The sequence below is a fragment of the Phormidium sp. CCY1219 genome, from assembly GCF_055795085.1.
Window position 1 is genome coordinate 1 of the sequence record NZ_JAYFEQ010000524.1, and the last position, 16905, is coordinate 16905.

A 16905-nucleotide genomic window follows, 5' to 3' on the forward strand; every position below is an offset into this window, starting at 1 on the left:
TCGCCACTTTCCAGCGGTGGGGGGTTAAGGGCGGAAATTACAGTCATAGCACTCAGAGCGATCGGTGAATTTAAGTTAATTTTAGCTTGAAATTGCGGCGATGTGGGGTCTCATTCCTGCGGGTTGCCGTCAAGGTTAAAATTCAGCAGTTCTATAGAGAGATTTCAAACTGGGGAGAGTGTGGCGAAAGTCGAAGCCTATTATGCAGTTAATATTTTTTTACCCTTCAATTTTTTCTGACATAACCCTTAATCCAGGCGAGACTAATTTTGGCGATCGGTACCTCCAGCTTCACATAGTCGGCTTTTTATCAACTTGCAAAATTCTATAAAATCTTTCAAGCTTTTTAAATGATGTGAGTCGCCTTCAATTCTGTTAATAAGTTGGTCTAAACAATATTTTTCTTGAGCATCACCGGGATTTTTTTTTAGTATAGCGTCTATTCTTTGCTTCAAACACTTTTTTTAAATAAACGTAATGAAACTCGGCATGATTGTAGTCATCATTATAATTTCCCATTAACTCCGGATCCTTCGCCGACACATCATAATACTGAACATAATCTCGTAAAGGCTGTTGGAGCGGCTGCCTGGAGTCGAACATTTTTCGATTTCCCAAAAACCAAGTTTCAATACATCTGTTTTGAACGATTGGAATTAACTTTATATCCCCCAATTGAATATTTTCAGTTTTAATAAAATTGTCAATTTCTTGTTTCTTACTTTCTACCGTATCTTCATCAGCATCAAGACAAACTACTAAATATTCATACTTACCCGTTTCTTTTATTCTGCTTATTGCATCGGGAATATATTCATGGATAATAGAAGGGTACCCATGAGCGCTAATTAAAAAGTAGTTATTTTCCCAAACTTCATCGTAGTGGTTGACTCTCTGAAGTTCGGGCAGCATATATTGCAACCAAGATTTATATACTTTCTTTTCTGTACTTCTGCCTTCCAAAAGAAAATAAATATTCATTCCTCTTCTATTCCCTCAGGATATTCTTCCAGGATATTGATTAAATCAATAAAGGCTTTATGCCTTGATTTGGCAATTCCCAAATCTTGGGAATCTTTAACCTGAACGACACCACCTTGCCGCGTGACAATTTTCCAATGCTTCGGACTGATATTGTTGATAATATAGGGATGATGGCTGGTAATAATAAATTGCAACTCTTTATTTTCAAGGAGTATGTCTGTCATGCTGTCAATACAATTAACCCCCAGACTATTCTCAAATTCATCAATTAGAATTAAACTCCCTTTGGGGGATAAATAAAGTTCGCTGACGTACATTAATGCTTTTAACATCCCTGAAGATATGTTAACTTGTTTTATCCAATCATTAACTCCTTTTTCTTTAAAATAAACCACTGTTGATTCCCGCAACAACTCAGCCAATACAACCGGAATATCGTCAAGGTTTAACGCTTCTATTTTAATATCTTCTATTTCTGAAAATATTTCCCTAACTTTTTCTTTGATTTTTTGAAAAACCTCTGGGAAAGTTCTATACACCAAAGACAGTTTAAGGGAAAGAGGAAGCTCGCTTTCTTGAATGTCTTTTAAAGAAGCATTTTCGTACTGATTCAGCAAAGACACAGAAAGGGTTGAAATCTGTTCTCCGTATTTTAAATCCGCTAAAATAATTTTATTTATTTCCTCGGTTGCGAAACTAATTTCTTCTTCTTGTTTTAGCAAATGCAGGGTGCTTTGGCTTGGGGATAGTTTGGGAGTTTGTATTCCGTTAAAAAGTATTTTTTCTGCGCTTCTATCTACAATTATTTTGTCACTTTTCTCTAGTTTTTCCTTAATAAGTTTATACTCTTTGTCCGACTTGGCTTGACTGCCTAATAAGTGTTTTTGGGTTTCAAATTCTCCTTGCCAGCGATATCGTTGACCTTGACTTGTTAAAAAACATGCATCCCATTTTACTCCATTTAAAGAACCCCCATTTGCAATTTTTTTTAAAGCATGAATTGACCGAAGCACTTGTGTTTTGCCCGCCCCCGATCTGCCCACCAATAAAGTTGGGTTAGCGCTGAACTCAACCCGGTCTAATTTCCAATTGTATTCGCGATCGTGATACTCTAGAGTTTCCAGTTTCATGGTATTGTTTTCGATAGATAAGCGAGAGAGAAAAAGTTTAAAAAAGCTATGCTAAACTAGCATAGAGCATTAAGCCTCCAGGGGTCAAGTAAGATAAACAAATATTAACAGTTACCATTGAACTGGCTACGGCGATCGCCTGTGCCTGTTTTTACTGAACCTAGCGCCCTCCTCACGGATGCCTGAGTCAACAACAGTGGAGTGGAACTCGAGTTCTAACCACTCAACTGACGTTTTTGGCAAACTGTTAGCAACCGATCGCATGCCGCATGTCTTCAAAATCGGTCAGATTGTTTCGCTCTGGCAAAATTTCTTTTGCCTTCTAGAAGATAGTGTGGATGCGATCGCCTTTTTCGCTTCTTAACTTCCACCTTCAGCCATTTGTGCTTCAAATTCTGCTAAAGCTTCGTAGGTTCCCACCTGCCAAGCGCGTTCGACAACTGTAGGAATGATTTCGGCGATCGCAATATCTGGAAACGTGGGACTGGTTTCTGAGGTGACATACTCTCCTTCTCGGAACAAATAGATAGTCAGCATGCCCTTATGGTACACCCAAACTTCCGGAATTGCGATCGCTTTATACGCTTCAATTGTCGTTTTAGACGTCACATCAGTTTCGATTGTGAAATCCGGTGGCGGATCCTCCGGTTCGAGTCGGCGTTTTCCGATCGCCTGCTGATAGTTTTGGATATAGAAACTGGCATCGGTTTCAATTCCTGCCCTTCCTTCTCGTTTAAAGGTGGTCGATCCGAAAGGCTGATATCTTATGCCTGTTGCTTTCAGCAAAGTTTTGACAATATCGGAAATCAGATCGTTAGGGATTTCCTGTTCGGGTAAGGGAGCCATAATTTCTAAGGTGTTGTGACTGTAGGCGATTCTGGCGGCTCTTTTTTCGCGTAATTCCTCTAACAGAGACTCGAATTCTTGCCAACTGACGTTGGGAATGGTAACGGTGCTACCGGGAGCCAGTTGCATGTGACTAACGGGTTTGACAATTGGAGTAATAACAGTCATAATAATTACCCAAAGTGATGATTAATTTATCTCTCGCGTTTCTCTGGGTGATGCTGTCAGTTTTGCCAGTGGATTTCGGCACCATAATCTAGCGCAACTCTATCCTCACCCAAATCAGAAGCGCTATCGGGTTTATTCTAGCAGCCAGCGAAAGATGTCTGCCACAGTTAGCTGAATTTTACTGGTAAAAAGGGGCGGGGTAATTTGTTATTGTGGCTCGTCAAATACCTCCGGTTGTTGCTGCTGACGATCGACAAAAGTTGGGTGGGCGATCGCCCACCGCAACCTGAGAATAAAACAGCGCGCTTACACCTTAAACTTTTCGGTAATGCGCTTCATTGCAGACTCGACATTTTCGCGGCTATTAAATGCCGAAATGCGGAAATAACCTTCGCCAGCCGCACCAAAACCAGAACCGGGAGTGCCTACCACATTGCAATTTTGGAGCAATTTATCGAAGAAATCCCAACTGGATAAACCATTGGGGGTTTTCACCCAAACGTAAGGGGCATTCACGCCACCATAAACCGTCAAGCCGGCTTGGGTGAGTTTTTCCCGAATGATTTTGGCATTTTCCAGATAGAAACCAATCAGTTCTTTGACTTGTTTTTGCCCGGGTTCCGAGTAGACAGCTTCAGCACCGCGTTGCACGATGTAGGACACGCCATTAAACTTGGTAGATTGGCGACGGTTCCACAGTTTCCACAGTTCTACATCGGAACCATCTGCGGCTTTTCCGGTGAGGCTTTTCGGAACCACAGTTAAAGCGCAGCGAGTTCCGGTAAATCCGGCATTTTTGGAGAAGGAACGGAACTCGATCGCGCAATCTTTTGCCCCTTCAATTTCATAGATGGAATGGGGCAGATTGGGGTCAGTAATAAAGGACTCGTAAGCGGCATCAAACAGAATGATAGAGCCATTGGCTTTGGCATAATCGACCCATGCTTTTAAATCTTCTTTAGTCGCCGTGGCCCCGGTGGGATTATTGGGGAAGCACAGGTAAATTAAATCGACTTTTTCCGAGGGAAGTGGGGCGGTAAAATTATTCTCGGCAGTGATGGGCAAATACACCAATCCTTCGTATTCGCCTTTCTCGTTTACCGATCCGGTATGCCCCGCCATGACATTGGTATCCACATAAACGGGATAAACCGGATCGGTGACGGCAATTTTGTTATCTTTGCCGAAAATATCGAGAATATTTCCGGTGTCGCACTTGGAACCGTCGGAGATGAAGATTTCCGTGGCGTCGATCGCGCATCCGCGCGCCTGAAAGTCATGGGCGGCAATTTTCTCGCGCAACCAGAGGTAGCCTTGTTCGGGTCCGTACCCTTTGAAGGTGGCGCGATCGCCCATTTCCTCCACCGCTTTCTTCATCGCATCGCAACAGGCTTGGGGCAGGGGTTCGGTGACGTCACCAATGCCGAGTTTGATAATCTCCGCCTCCGGATTCGCCTGGGCAAAGGTGTTCACCCGTCGCGCAATTTCCGGAAACAGGTAGCCTGCTTTTAATTTCAAGTAGTTGTCGTTAATCGTTGCCATAGTCAATCCTTACAAGCGCCGTAGTACAGTTTACGGCAAAGGGTGACATTACCGATAGAGGGTGCAGTTGCGATCGCCGCCCAGGGGAAACCCAAACTCTCCCGCGATCGCCTTTACAGCGCCCCATGCGGGGAATTTACCATCAATTTTCCAGAATTTCTAACTTATTCTAGCCATACAAGCGCAAATTAAACCCTTTTATAGGTTCCTTGACTCCTTATTTTGCCGGGAATGATTGAGCGTTTTTTTAAGTTACTGCGAGAGTTATTTTTTCTGGATTCTCTCCTGCGCGGGAATGACAAATGCCACCTTTTTACCTCATCCACTTAGAAAAGAGATTCTGTTAATGTTCGGGGAAGTTACACTACTTGTTTTATACGAAATTAATTCGCAAATTACAATTTATATACAAAACAATCGAAGCCTCATCTAAGTGAGCCGCCCGTTTGAAACCGGGCGGTATTTGTCTAAAACCACAACCACCCAAACAAGACCATTGCGATGCCCACGATCGCCGCCACTAAAGTTGCCGTTTCATTGAGCGGGTTAGACTTTCCCAAGGGTTCATTGGGGGTAGTTGGGGGGTACTTTCGTTCGCGAACGGTTTTCCAATCTTGGGTCGAAATCGTTTTGGATAAGCCTCGCCATACGCCGGCTTGCACGATCGCCTCTTCGCTTTTAATTCCGGTCACCACCACTAAAACTCCCTCTCTTTTCGGTAAAGCATAGCACTCCAATATTTCGGCTAAATCTTCTTTTAAAAAATCGCAGTTATTTCCCACTTTATCCGTTGCCAATTCTTCCCGTTCTCGTTCGAGATTTCCGGAGGATTGCATTCGGGGGAGATTGTCGGATAAGCGGGAGAGTTCTTCCCAGGAGACTTGAAACCCATCTGCACCGCCGAAGACAATGGCGCGGTCAATATCTGCATCCAAATTGTCGGCTTTATCTGCCTCTAAAAAGCTGCGTAATGCCCGCACTGCGATCGCCCTTAATTGGGTGGAGGTTTCTGGGGAGTCTTCCCCCACCCAGGCGATGGAATTGCGGATTTTGCGATCGCGAAAATCCAGTCGCCCTTTTGCCTCTAACCCCGTCACCAGCAACAACAACTGACGCCCATACCGGGCCAAAACCAGAGAATGTGCTTCGCTTTGAATTAATTCCGTCACCCGGTTTGTGGTGAGAATCGAAGGGGTTTGGGGAACCCAGCAATAGCCATTTTCCTGAGAAAACCCGCGACTCCTGACGTAAATTTCCATCGTGAAAAACTCCTATCCAATATTGAGCCAACTGTCACCCTGCAATACTGCAAAACCGCTAGTATTTTTACAGCCTTTAGCGAATTCGCGCACCGCATCTTTGAGATGGCTATCTAATCTCAACCATTCTCGGAGGAAATTAAACAATCCCCACTGGCGGCGATCCAAATGCAGTTTGAGCAAAAAACGCAACAAATAGCGCAGGGGTTGTTCGCTATCTTGGGGATTGTATTGGGCGTCGTGACTGGTTTTTCGGAAAATAAACAGCGGTTTGCTATCCTGCTCTTCGATGCGAGAAAATACCACGGTTCCCACGGTTTGCACGGGGGTGACGACAACGGCGACATTGGGCAATAAAGAAGGCGATCGCAGCAAATCCAGCAATCGCGCATACCCACTCTGCACGCGCCTCACCAGTTCCGCAGTGGTTTTTTCATTTTGCAGGTATTTTTCACAGCGAACCGGCGCTAAAATGACCAACCTCGGCGCATCTAATTCCCGATACACCCGTTGAAACAAATTGGCAATTTGCTGAGGTTTGTTAATCGTATCATGCCACCGACCATTTTTCTCCATCAGGGCGGGGGTATCGATCGCGATCGCCACCGCCGCCGATTCGCGTAGAAAGCTTTCTACCTGTTTCTTCTCTTCCCGAGAACTTCTGGCGGATAAATATTCGCCGGGATAATCTTGAAACTGCAATTCCAAGGAAGGAGTTGCCCCTTTTCTGCCCAATTCAAAAATAAAAGATTTATAATCTTCCGTACTTTGCATCCATCCTTTGGTTTCAAAACTATCGGGCAAGTTTTTTAGTTCTGCCAACCGTTCTTGCAGCAGTGCCGAACTTTCCAAATCTGGCGTCAATTGTAAGTCGGTGAACCCGATATTGCTTTCAAACTGCTCGTACATCGCCGTTAACAGACTGGTTTTGCCAACCCCACTCGGTCCGAGCATCGTCAATTTCAGTTCGTGCATGGTCTTGAAAATTTTACCGTTTAGATGTGTTCTGTGGATGGTTGTTCGCGTTTTACCTGGTTCTAACAAAAGCGCGATCGCCTCTGAATGCGCTGCTTTCATCGGCAATTCGCGAGCGACTTTTATCCGTCGCCTGGTGGCAACCACTTCTCGACCCCTCCATTAAATTATACCCGGTTTTCTGGTAATTTCCACGGCGCGATCGCAAATTCGCCGCTGGGGGCAATTTTAACGTAAAAGAGTTTATCGAATCCTTCCCGATAATCGGGGAGAACTAACTTTTTCTGGGTAATGTAAATCGCTTTATCCGGAACTTTTGCTTTGCCAGTGCGCTGTTGGTTTCGCTGCAAGCAGTCCCGCACCTTAGATTGAAAATAATACCCGATAACCATCGCGGGGTAATTTTTGGCGATATCGATAATCGCGGCGCGGTCTTCTCGGGTGGGATTGGTATTGTCTACCACCACTGAGTTGCCCGAGGTCAGGTTTTCTTTGATAAGCTGAGCTTGTCTTCTGGCTGGTTTTTTATTATTTCGCATCAAGTCTTTACTGATTAATACATGGGTTTGGGCAAAGTTGCGGCGGTAAAAGGTGCTTTTACCCGCCCCTTGCAAGCCGATAAAAATGATGAGTTCCATTGGGGTATTTTATCATTTACACTGGTTTTCTCGCACAGCTAAGGCTATCAGAATTATTTGATTCCAAACTGCCTGCTGCCTCATGTGCTATAATTAAGCACTGCTGCCGCCAACTCTGACGGCTTCTTTCATTATTATAAGTAGCCGTAGCCGTAGGGTGGGCACTGCCCACCTCGCTCCTGGGGTTTTGATTATTATCAGTAGGATGGGCAGTGCCCACCCTAATTTTCGTTGCAAAACTACACAAAATTTAACCATTAGCCTGCTATCGATTAGGAAAAAATTGGGTAAATTTGTGGTATAGATTTGGGGAAAATGTTCCCTCCAGGTGGAACCTTGCAAGTGGTGTTTCCTGGGAAATTGCCGGGGAAGGAATGGGAAAACCTTGGAAATGAAGAGGAAAGCGAAAGCAATGGGACTCAAACGCCGGAAAAAATTTAAAGTGCTTACTAAAGCTGCATCGATAAAAGTGGTTATCCTGTTTGTTTTTATTGCTGTTGTTTTAATCGGGAGTTGGTTTACAGTCGTGAGAATGCCGGGAAAAAGTTTTGCGGGAGATTTGCCGAAACTGACGCAGGCGGAGCAAGTGTTGCGGGATGAACTGCGCCAAGATGTGGATCGAATTGCCGGGTCGGAGATTGGCGATCGCAACTATATGTTTTACGAAAATTTAGTGGCGGTTGCCAATTATCTGGAAAGCTCATTTGCCGAATCCGGGTATGAAGTAGCGCGACAAAGTTATGAAATCCACGGGCAAGTATTCGATAATTTGGAAGTGGAAATAACCGGAAATAAAAAACCGGATGAAATTGTGGTGATTGGCGCGCATTACGATTCGGTAGTCGGTGCGCCGGGAGCGAACGATAATGGTTCGGGTGCGGCGGCGGTGTTAGCGCTGGCGCGGCGGTTTGCGGGGAAGGAAACGGCCCGATCGCTGCGATTTGTGGAGTTCGTGAATGAGGAACCGCCATTTTTTTGGAGCGAGGAAATGGGCAGTTTGGTTTATGCCAAACGGTGTCGCGATCGCGGTGAAAATATCGTGGCCATGCTCAGTTTAGAAACCATCGGATATTATTCCGATGCGCCGGGTAGTCAAGAATATCCCCTGGGTTTGTTAAATTTGGTCTATCCCATCACGGGGAATTTTATTGCCTTTATCGGCAATCTTGCTTCGGGAAATCTGGTGCAGCAGGTGGTGGGTTCTTTCCGCAGTCATACGCAATTTCCCTCGGAAGGGGCGGCGATGCCAAGTAATGTTCCGGGGGCGGGTTGGTCCGATCGTTGGCCATTTTGGCAGATGGGATATCCGGCATTAATGGTGACGGATACGGCACCGTTTCGCTATCCCCACTATCACACGATAGCAGACACGCCGGATAAAATCGATTTCGACCGTTTGGCCCGCGTCGTGGGCGGAATTGAACGAGTGGTGCAGGAATTGGCGAATGGGAAAATCGGCTAGGATGCTGATTCAATAGGCGCGATAAACCGGGTTAATTTCCCTACTTTGTTAAAGCAAATAATTGGCAGCATCAACCCGGTTTTTAACCTTTTAATTCCTAGCAATTTGACTAACTTATTTGGCAGCTTTATTGGGGGGAAGGCGGAGCCTCGGGGAGGGTTGCCCGTGAGCCGGGGAACGAGTCAAGAGGAAAATTATAATTGTGACGCCTTCATTCTCCCCGGTTTGCCGCTAATTCACTTATTTGACTTAGCGGTTTGCTGCGGATTGTAGTTATAGTTTAGGGCATCAACTAACCATCCATCGTCGCTTTTTACTAACTCCATCAACAAGGGAATTTCTCGGCCATTTTTGGTAATGACCGTGACTTCTAACCGATGGGTCTTGCCTTCGACGGTGGGGATGGAGAGGGTAGTGCGCTGGTACTGGTGCAGTTTGTTGGTTTTCACGAATTTGGCAAATTCTTTTTTGGAAGTGCGACTTTGCAAGCGTTCGGTGGTGGACTGATAAGCGCCTGTGATATCTCCGTCAGCAATGCGAGTGAAAAAAGCCGCGATCGCCTGGGGCAGTCCTTTAGTTCGCAAAAAAATCGCAACGGAAACGATAATCCAAACCAGAACTAACCCGCCGAGTAGGGCACCCAAGCCGATTCCGATATAAGACAACCAAGGCTGAAATGATTCCACCGTTTTCTCCTCTACAGGTGTTGACGAGTTTTGATTGTAATTCCTCCCGGGGCGATCGTTCAAGGAGAAGGTTTTTGGGGGGCGATCGCGAGGAGGAGGGCAGGGGAATTCTATACTTAGCGCCAAATTGCACTCTTGCAAGCCGCACAATTGCCGTAAATATACTAAACATAAAAAACATGTTGGGCATTGCCCACCCTACCGGAGGGGGATTGGAGAGGGATTGCAGGGTTGCAACGAACCTGTGACCCCTGGGCCTACTCAGGATCCAGCTTGGAACCCAGTCGCCTCCTGAGCCGAGTGGGGCGGCTATTTCATCATTTTAGCAAAACCATCCGGATAACCTGAGCCTAGTATTGTAAAGATCTGACTAAGTAAAACGAAGAACTTTATCTGTTTTTCACATTTTTTCAACATCAAAGGGTGTCACTCATGGATTGCATTAAACTTACCGGAATTCGCTGTTGTAGCTGCGTGGGGTATTTGCCAAAAGAGCAGGTACTCGCTCAGTGGTTGGAAGTGAATCTCCGCTTATGGCTGGATTTAGCACCTGCGAGTCAACGCGATCGCCTGGAAGATACCCTAGACTACCGCAACACCATCGCCACGGTTAAGCATCGGGTCAACACCGCGAATTTCGCTTTAATCGAACGGTTGGCGGAAGCGATCGCCCGACTTCGCCGGCGCGCCGAGTGGGGTAAACAAGTCAAAATTCGCGTCACCAAACCCTATGCCCCAATTCTCGATTTTGGTGGCAAAATTAAGCATGAAAATCATTCTACCCAAATCAGACTTGGGGCGATCGCAATGTAGGGGATTACCCTTTCACCCTTTCACCCATTACCAACTCCAAAAACCCTCTTATTAATCGATCGGGAGAAGCCAAATGACTTATCGCATATTGAGCATTGATGGTGGCGGAATTCGCGGAGTGCTAGCTGCCCGCATGTTGCAGCACCTCGAAGAACGGATTCAAGTTCCGCTGCATGAGTATTTTGACTTGATTGCAGGTACTTCAACCGGGTCAATGGTGGGCGCTGCGATCGCACTAGGAATTCCCTGCGAAAAAATCGTCAAACTCTACCGCAAAAAAGCCAAAAAAGTCTTTCCGTACACCACTCGCTGGACGATTAAACGACTTCCATTACTCTTACAATACGGTCCTTCTGCACCCAAATTCTCCGAAAAAGGACTGGTGAAAATGCTCAAAGATTTATTGGGCGATAAGCTACTTGATGACGTTACCAAACCTAAGCTTTTAATCACCAGCTACGACACCATTGGTCGAATGCCACTTATTTTTAAAAGCTGGAAGGAAAAATTTGCCGAAATTCCGTTGTGGGAAGCCTGCGTTTGTTCCACCGCCGCCCCCACGTTTTTCCCCGCCCATCGCCTAGAACTCAATGGCAAAATTATCAGCGCGATCGATGGCGGTTTAGCTGCCAATAACCCCACCGCCTGCGCGGTTGCTGAGGCGATTCGTCTGGGTAATCCTCTGGAAAGCTTGGAAGTCCTTTCTGTGGGTACGGGAGCGGCAACTAGCGTGATTCCCTGGGAACAGGCGCGCTCTTGGGGCACTTTGCAATGGATCTGGGATGGGCGCGTGGTGAAAGTAATGACCGATGCCCCCTGTGAAGTGTATCACTATATCACGGACTACATAATTGGCGATCGCGCTCGTTATGCTCGCTTGCAATTCCCTCTAGACCGACAGTTAACTCGCAAACCGCTGAGCGATGAAATGGACGATGCCAGTAAAGAAAACCTGAGCAATTTAATTGAAGCCGCCGATGCTTACATGAACCTACCCGATGTAGTTGACTGGCTGAATTTATGCTTCACATTTCCCCCTTCTGAATCCTTGGAAGGGTTTAATGCGTAGCTTCAAACGCCTTGCCCATTAACCCTAAAATTTCCTTCCATTTTCTAGGGTTGTTCCTCAGCTAAGGCTGAGTTTCGGAAAAAAATAAACGCGCTTTACCTGTAGAGAAGATTTTCAAATCGCCTCTCTACAGGTTTATTTTCGCTTGCCCTTTTCTGGCAAGGATGGCGGCGGGATGAAATGAACTCGAATCACTCTTCCGGTAGAGGGCGATCGCTCCGTCGGTGAGCCAAAATGGAGAGAGTCCAGCCGTCAATCTACCACTCTATTATGACTCCCCAAAACAACCCTCGCACCCGCGATCCGGCAGAGGAATCCATTTCTCACGAGTCGGCCAATTTTGCAGAAATGCCCACCACGCGCAAAGCATTAAAGCAGTTGAATATCCTGGTTGGCTTTTTACTCATTGTTGGCGTAGGAATATTAGCGGTTTGGTTGGTTTCTATTTTCAACGCCGAGGAATCCATAGAACCTCAGCCGAATGTTGAAGAATTAAGCGAATAATTTTAGGCGATTCTATTGCGATAAGTGGTAGGGTGGGCATTGCCCACCTTTATATCTCTCGGGAGAAATAGCTGTAAAAAAGGTGCGATTAAAATCGCCCGCTTTTTATTGCCTCCTCGACAAAATGAAGGCGATCGCGCAAATTGCCCACAACAGACCTAACAACCATTCTCCCCACCGCACGTATAAGGTTTGGGTTTGTCGGCGATAAATCGTTGCGCTATGTAACTGATAGGTATTCAGTTCGGAAATCCAGCGAGTTCGACCTTGGGGATCGACAATTGCCGAATAGCCGGTATTGGTGGCCCGAATTGCCCAGCGATCGGTTTCGATCGCCCGCATCACATCTTGCGCGTGGTGCTGGATTGCCATTGCTGCGGTATAATGAGCGTCGTTAGAGGCGCTAATAATAAATTCTCCCCCTGCAGCAGCTTGACGGCGAAACAGGGCAGAAAAGGCCGAATCGTAACAAATGCCGACGATCGCCCTGCCAAATGGCGTGTCGAAAACTTGATTCGGATTCCCCCCTTTTAACTGCGCTTCCAACGGAGACAGGCGGTTAATAATGCGCCCCAAAATCTCCTCAAAGGGAATGAATTCTCCCAAGGGCACTAACTTCACTTTATCGTAACTGCTGTAGGTTTCTCCGGTTGCGGTTACGGTAAATAAACTGTTGGTAATCCGATTTCCTTCCTTGCCAAAGGTGCCCACCCACGCCAGCACCCCTTTGTCTAAAATTGCCCGATAAAATTCACTGTAGCGCCGATTGTCTTTCGTCCATAAAAAGGGCAAAGCAGTTTCCGGGGTCAAGACGGCATCCACGCCGCGATCGGCCAGTTCTTGATAACCGCTGGTATAGCCGGCTAAGGCGCGCCGCCATCCCTCGGAATTCAGTTTAATGTCATTGGGAATATTCCCTTGAATAATCCCCACAGTTAAAGCAGTTTCCGCCGGGTCTATCCGGGGGATGCGATACAATAAAAATCCGAGAGAATGCAATACTAAAAACAGAATAATTGCGAGGAAAATCAGCAGGTTTTGAACCGAGGTAGTCGTTGTTTTTCTACCCTGAATGGGTGGATGGGCATGTTGCTGCCATGCAATCCAAGCTTCGGCAATTAATCCATTGACGGCGACGATCGCCGCCGTTACGGCGGTGGTTCCGGAGAGCTGACCGAGGTGCAAAATCACTAAATTCGTCGGACTTTGGGTATAGGCTAAAGAGGTCCACCACAGGGAGGTGGAACTGCCTAAATATTCCACACTACACCAAAGTGTCGTCCCGATTAAGACGCGCAGGAAGGGGGAAAAAAAGGCGGAGGAAAGCGGGGCAAATTTGGCGGCAAATAACCCTTGACCCAATGCCCAAATGAGGACTAAACCCGCGCCCCATAGGGTAATAAAGACCCAACAAAAGCTGGCGATCGCCAAACTGGCTAACCAGGGCACCCCCAACCAGGTCATCGGATGAATGCCGGTAATCCAAAATAGGGCGAGTCCGTGATAGGCAATTCCCCACAATACGGGCAACAGAAAAAACCACCCGTTCACCGGTTTGCTTTTGGTTTCCCGGTTGGATAAGAAAGCGATGGGAGGGCGTTTTGTGCCTTCTTCCACCACCAACACCCACAGGGGAACTAAGGCAATCCAAGCCAAAGGCCAAAGGTTGAGCGGGGCGGGGGTAATTCCCATCAAAATGCCACCTACAAATGCGGCGGCAAATTTCCATAATTTTTGGGGTTTTAGGGGGTTAGCGATAAATTTGGCCACGGGTTTTTTCTTGGAATTTAGCAATGCCCAGTTACTTATCTCAAGGTAGGGTGAGCCATGCCCACCCTATGGAAATATAGGCGGGTTCACCGAAAGGCTTTGCATTGAGCAAAAAATGAGGTGAACCCGCCTTTACGCTTGCACGTAAAAACCCCTAAGCAGGAGTTTAAGGAAAGGAAATCTTATTCCTCTTCGTCAATTATCGGTTCGTCTTCTTCACCGGATAGGGGAACTAAGGCGACGCCCACGATCGCATCATCGGCATCTAAGCGCTGGACTCGGACGCCGCGCGCGGCACGAGATTGGGAAGAAATCGCTTTGATGGCTTGGCGAATAATGATGCCACGGCTAGTAATCATCATCAACTCATCATCTTCGTTGACGATTCGCAGGGCAGCCAATTGGTCTTTTTCGTTGCGGAATTTAATCGCAATTACGCCTTTTCCGGCGCGCCGTTGCAGGCGGAATTGGTTCACCGGGACGCGCTTACCATACCCTGCAGTGGTAATGACTAATGCCCAAGGACCGGTAAAGCTGCTTTCTGCTTCGGTCTCGGAATCTTCGCTGTCGCCGTTGAGATTGTCTTCGACTTCGGGTTCTTCATCGCCTAGGGCAGCCATCTGGGCACTCACTTGGGAGGGTAGCACATCCATGCTGATAATTTCGTCCCCTTTGCGGAGGTTCATGGATTTGACCCCTCGGGTGGCGCGACTTAGGGGACGCAATTGCTCGTTATCGGCTCTGAAATGAATTGCCATTCCTTTGCGCGAGCTGATAATGATGGTATCGTCGAGTCTGGCTTTTCGCACCCAGCGCAAGCAATCTCCTTCGGAGAGGGAAATGGCAATTAACCCATTGGCGCGGATATTGCTAAAGGCAGAAAGTGCCGTTTTTTTGATATAACCGCCTTGGGTCAGCATCACCAAGAATTCCTCGTCGGTGAATTCTTCCACCGCCACCATCGAGGTGATTTTTTCGGCGAGGGGAATGGGGAGCATTTGGGTGATAGCTACCCCGCGTGCGGTGCGAGAGGCGGTGGGAATTTGATAGGCATTGAGGGAGTAAACCACGCCGCGATCGCTGAAGAACAGCACCTTATCGTGATCCCGGCACGTGAGAAAATGCTCCACCCCATCATCTTCTTTCATTTTGGTGCCGGATTTGCCTCGGGTGGCGCGACTTTGTGCCTCGAAGGTGTTGACGGGCATTCGCTTGATGTAACCTTGTTCGGTCATCATCACGATCGCTTTTTCGTTGGCGATCAAGTCGGTGGGATCGATTTCCCCTTCGGCATGTTCGATGACGGTTCTGCGCGGGGTGGCAAATTTTTCTTTGATTTCCAGGGCTTCGGTTTCGATGATTTCGAGAACCCGTTCGCGCCGTGCCAAAATATCGCGCAAGTCGGCGATCGTGACTTGTAGTTGTTCGTGTTCTTGTTGAATTTTCTCGGCTTCTAAAGCGGTCAAGCGTCGCAATTGCATTTGTAAAATTGCGTCGGCTTGCTCTTCGGTGAGTCCGAAGGAGTCGATTAATTCTTGTTTGGCGGTGGGGGTATCTGCTGCGCCTCGGATCAGGGCAATGATTGCATCTAAGTTATCCAGGGCGATCAATAATCCCTGTAAGAGGCGATCGCGTTGTTCGGCTTTCCGCAGTTCGTACTGGGTGCGCCGTTCGATGGTTTGGATCCGGAATTCGATAAAGACTTCCAGGTATCGTTTCAGGGTCAGCAGTTGCGGTTCGGCTTCCACCAACGCCAGCATGTTCGCCCCAAAGTTGGCCTGCAGGGGGGTTTGTTTGTACAGGTTATTGAGCACCACGCGCGGATAGGCGTCGCGTTTGAGTTCGATGACGATTCGCATTCCGTCGCGATCGCTTTCATCTCGAATATCCGAAATCCCCTCTAAGCGCTTCTCGTTCACCATTTCGGCGATTTTTTCGATCAGCGCCGCTTTGTTGGTTTGGTACGGTAATTCGGTGACGATAATCGCGTTTTTGTCGGGACGTCCGCGCTGTTCGATGACTTCAATTGCGGCTACGCCGCGCATGGTAATCGAACCGCGTCCCGTGGTGTAGGCTTCCCGGATACTGCTGACGCCGAGGATTTGTCCTCCCGTGGGAAAGTCCGGCCCGGGAATGTAGTGCATCAGCTCGATGTCGGTAATCTCGGGGTTGTGGATCGTGGCGATCAATCCATCCACCAATTCCCCGAGGTTGTGGGGGGGAATATTGGTCGCCATCCCCACGGCAATTCCGGAGGAACCGTTGAGCAACAGTTGGGGGATTCGCGCCGGTAGCACGATCGGTTCTTGCTGGGATCCGTCGAAGTTATCGAGAAAATCGACGGTTTCTTGGTCGATATCCCGCAGCATCGCATCGGTGCTGAGGGCTTGCAGGCGACATTCGGTGTAACGCATCGCCGCCGGCGGGTCGTTGTCAATGGATCCGAAGTTGCCGTGTCCGTTGATTAAGGGCGATCGCATGGAAAAATTCTGCGCCATCCGCACCAAGGCATCGTAAACCGCTGTATCGCCGTGGGGATGGTACTTACCCAGCACTTCCCCAACAACTCTGGCGCATTTGCGGAACGGGCGGTCTGGCGTCAAGCCCAATTCGTGCATGGCATAGAGAATGCGGCGGTGTACCGGCTTGAGACCATCCCTGGCATCTGGGAGTGCCCGCCCTACAATCACGCTCATGGCGTATTCTAGGTAGGACTGTTGCATCTCGTTACGCAGATCCGTTGGGAGTATCCGCTCCTGGGAGGTTGTCATAAGATGAAAAACTCCAAATTTGTAAGAGGAAAGGTAGCAATGGCGAAAAAAAAGCTTCACCTACTACCTGACTTCTAAATCTTTCCTATTTTCTGATATTATTTTATCATATTTCCCCCCGGCTAGCGAGGCTTTTCTGGCTCAATAGCTGCCGGAAATTTTCCCGGTGGCAACCACCCAGGAATCCCCTGCCGCGATCGCCCGGGATGACCCCCCGGATTGGCTTGGATTTCGCGCCCTCCCGAACATCGGAAAAGGCTGTTGTAATCGGCGGGAATCTTTATCAAA

Annotated in this window: 16 protein-coding genes; 6 read left to right on the forward strand and 10 right to left on the reverse strand. The window is 47.6% G+C overall.

Annotation, left to right across the window (positions count from 1 at the left end):
* Window positions 1-411 precede the first annotated feature (411 nt).
* Both AC0QH1_RS13835 and AC0QH1_RS13840 read right to left on the reverse strand, forming a co-directional pair.
* Window positions 412-981: a hypothetical protein gene (locus AC0QH1_RS13835; RefSeq protein ID WP_324631745.1), complete on the reverse strand. Its 570-nt coding sequence runs from the start codon at window positions 979-981 to the stop codon at window positions 412-414.
* Window positions 978-2114 carry an AAA family ATPase gene (locus AC0QH1_RS13840; protein ID WP_324631746.1) on the reverse strand — a complete coding sequence of 379 codons (1137 nt, stop codon included), beginning with the start codon at window positions 2112-2114 and terminating at the stop codon, window positions 978-980. The genes AC0QH1_RS13835 and AC0QH1_RS13840 overlap by 4 nt, the downstream gene beginning before the upstream one ends.
* Before the next feature lie 178 nt (window positions 2115-2292).
* Between AC0QH1_RS13840 and AC0QH1_RS13845 the strand changes: the two genes are divergently transcribed.
* On the forward strand, window positions 2293-2478 hold the full coding sequence (locus AC0QH1_RS13845) for a hypothetical protein (protein WP_324631747.1): 186 nt from the start codon (window positions 2293-2295) through the stop codon (window positions 2476-2478).
* Here AC0QH1_RS13845 and AC0QH1_RS13850 read toward each other — a convergent pair.
* The gene (locus AC0QH1_RS13850) at window positions 2475-3128 is read right to left on the reverse strand and encodes a Uma2 family endonuclease (RefSeq protein ID WP_324631748.1); all 654 of its coding nucleotides are present in this window, start codon (window positions 3126-3128) and stop codon (window positions 2475-2477) included. The genes AC0QH1_RS13845 and AC0QH1_RS13850 overlap by 4 nt on opposite strands.
* Before the next feature lie 306 nt (window positions 3129-3434).
* Window positions 3435-4670, reverse strand: coding sequence for an LL-diaminopimelate aminotransferase (locus AC0QH1_RS13855; protein WP_324631749.1), 1236 nt, complete (start codon window positions 4668-4670; stop codon window positions 3435-3437).
* Window positions 4671-4712: 42 nt separating this feature from the next.
* On the opposite strand from AC0QH1_RS13855, the gene AC0QH1_RS13860 reads away from it, so the two are divergent.
* The gene (locus AC0QH1_RS13860) at window positions 4713-4862 is read left to right on the forward strand and encodes a hypothetical protein (RefSeq protein ID WP_324631750.1); all 150 of its coding nucleotides are present in this window, start codon (window positions 4713-4715) and stop codon (window positions 4860-4862) included.
* A gap of 275 nt (window positions 4863-5137) precedes the next feature.
* Here AC0QH1_RS13860 and AC0QH1_RS13865 read toward each other — a convergent pair whose 3' ends face one another.
* From AC0QH1_RS13865 to AC0QH1_RS13875, 3 genes are read right to left on the reverse strand one after another with little or no spacing between them, the layout of a single operon-like run.
* Complete coding sequence (locus tag AC0QH1_RS13865; protein WP_324631751.1) at window positions 5138-5929, reverse strand: hypothetical protein; 792 nt, start codon at window positions 5927-5929, stop codon at window positions 5138-5140.
* 12 nt (window positions 5930-5941) lie between these two features.
* On the reverse strand, window positions 5942-7051 hold the full coding sequence (locus AC0QH1_RS13870) for a TRAFAC clade GTPase domain-containing protein (RefSeq protein WP_324631752.1): 1110 nt from the start codon (window positions 7049-7051) through the stop codon (window positions 5942-5944).
* 20 nt (window positions 7052-7071) lie between these two features.
* Window positions 7072-7542, reverse strand: a complete 471-nt coding sequence (locus tag AC0QH1_RS13875; protein ID WP_324631753.1) for an ATP-binding protein — start codon at window positions 7540-7542, stop codon at window positions 7072-7074.
* Between the two features lie 391 nt (window positions 7543-7933).
* Between AC0QH1_RS13875 and AC0QH1_RS13880 the strand changes: the two genes are divergently transcribed.
* Entirely contained in the window at window positions 7934-9004 is a 1071-nt protein-coding gene (locus tag AC0QH1_RS13880; protein ID WP_324631754.1) for a M28 family peptidase, read from the forward strand.
* 236 nt (window positions 9005-9240) lie between these two features.
* Here AC0QH1_RS13880 and AC0QH1_RS13885 read toward each other — a convergent pair whose 3' ends face one another.
* Complete coding sequence (locus AC0QH1_RS13885) at window positions 9241-9690, reverse strand: DUF4864 domain-containing protein (RefSeq protein ID WP_324631755.1); 450 nt, start codon at window positions 9688-9690, stop codon at window positions 9241-9243.
* Between the two features lie 432 nt (window positions 9691-10122).
* On the opposite strand from AC0QH1_RS13885, the gene AC0QH1_RS13890 reads away from it, so the two are divergent.
* From AC0QH1_RS13890 to AC0QH1_RS13900, 3 genes are all read left to right on the forward strand, one after another.
* Window positions 10123-10503, forward strand: a complete 381-nt coding sequence (locus AC0QH1_RS13890; RefSeq protein WP_324631756.1) for a dihydroneopterin aldolase — start codon at window positions 10123-10125, stop codon at window positions 10501-10503.
* A gap of 73 nt (window positions 10504-10576) precedes the next feature.
* Entirely contained in the window at window positions 10577-11572 is a 996-nt protein-coding gene (locus AC0QH1_RS13895) for a CBASS cGAMP-activated phospholipase (protein WP_324631757.1), read from the forward strand.
* Window positions 11573-11842: 270 nt separating this feature from the next.
* Window positions 11843-12076, forward strand: a complete 234-nt coding sequence (locus tag AC0QH1_RS13900) for a hypothetical protein (RefSeq protein ID WP_324631758.1) — start codon at window positions 11843-11845, stop codon at window positions 12074-12076.
* Window positions 12077-12181: 105 nt separating this feature from the next.
* Here AC0QH1_RS13900 and lnt read toward each other — a convergent pair whose 3' ends face one another.
* Together lnt and gyrA are read right to left on the reverse strand one after the other, a co-directional pair.
* A complete protein-coding gene (gene lnt, locus AC0QH1_RS13905; RefSeq protein WP_324631796.1) occupies window positions 12182-13768 on the reverse strand; it encodes an apolipoprotein N-acyltransferase in 1587 nt (528 codons plus the stop codon).
* A 260-nt stretch (window positions 13769-14028) separates the two neighbouring features.
* A complete protein-coding gene (gene gyrA / locus AC0QH1_RS13910; RefSeq protein WP_324631759.1) occupies window positions 14029-16617 on the reverse strand; it encodes a DNA gyrase subunit A in 2589 nt (862 codons plus the stop codon).
* Window positions 16618-16905: the final 288 nt, after the last annotated feature.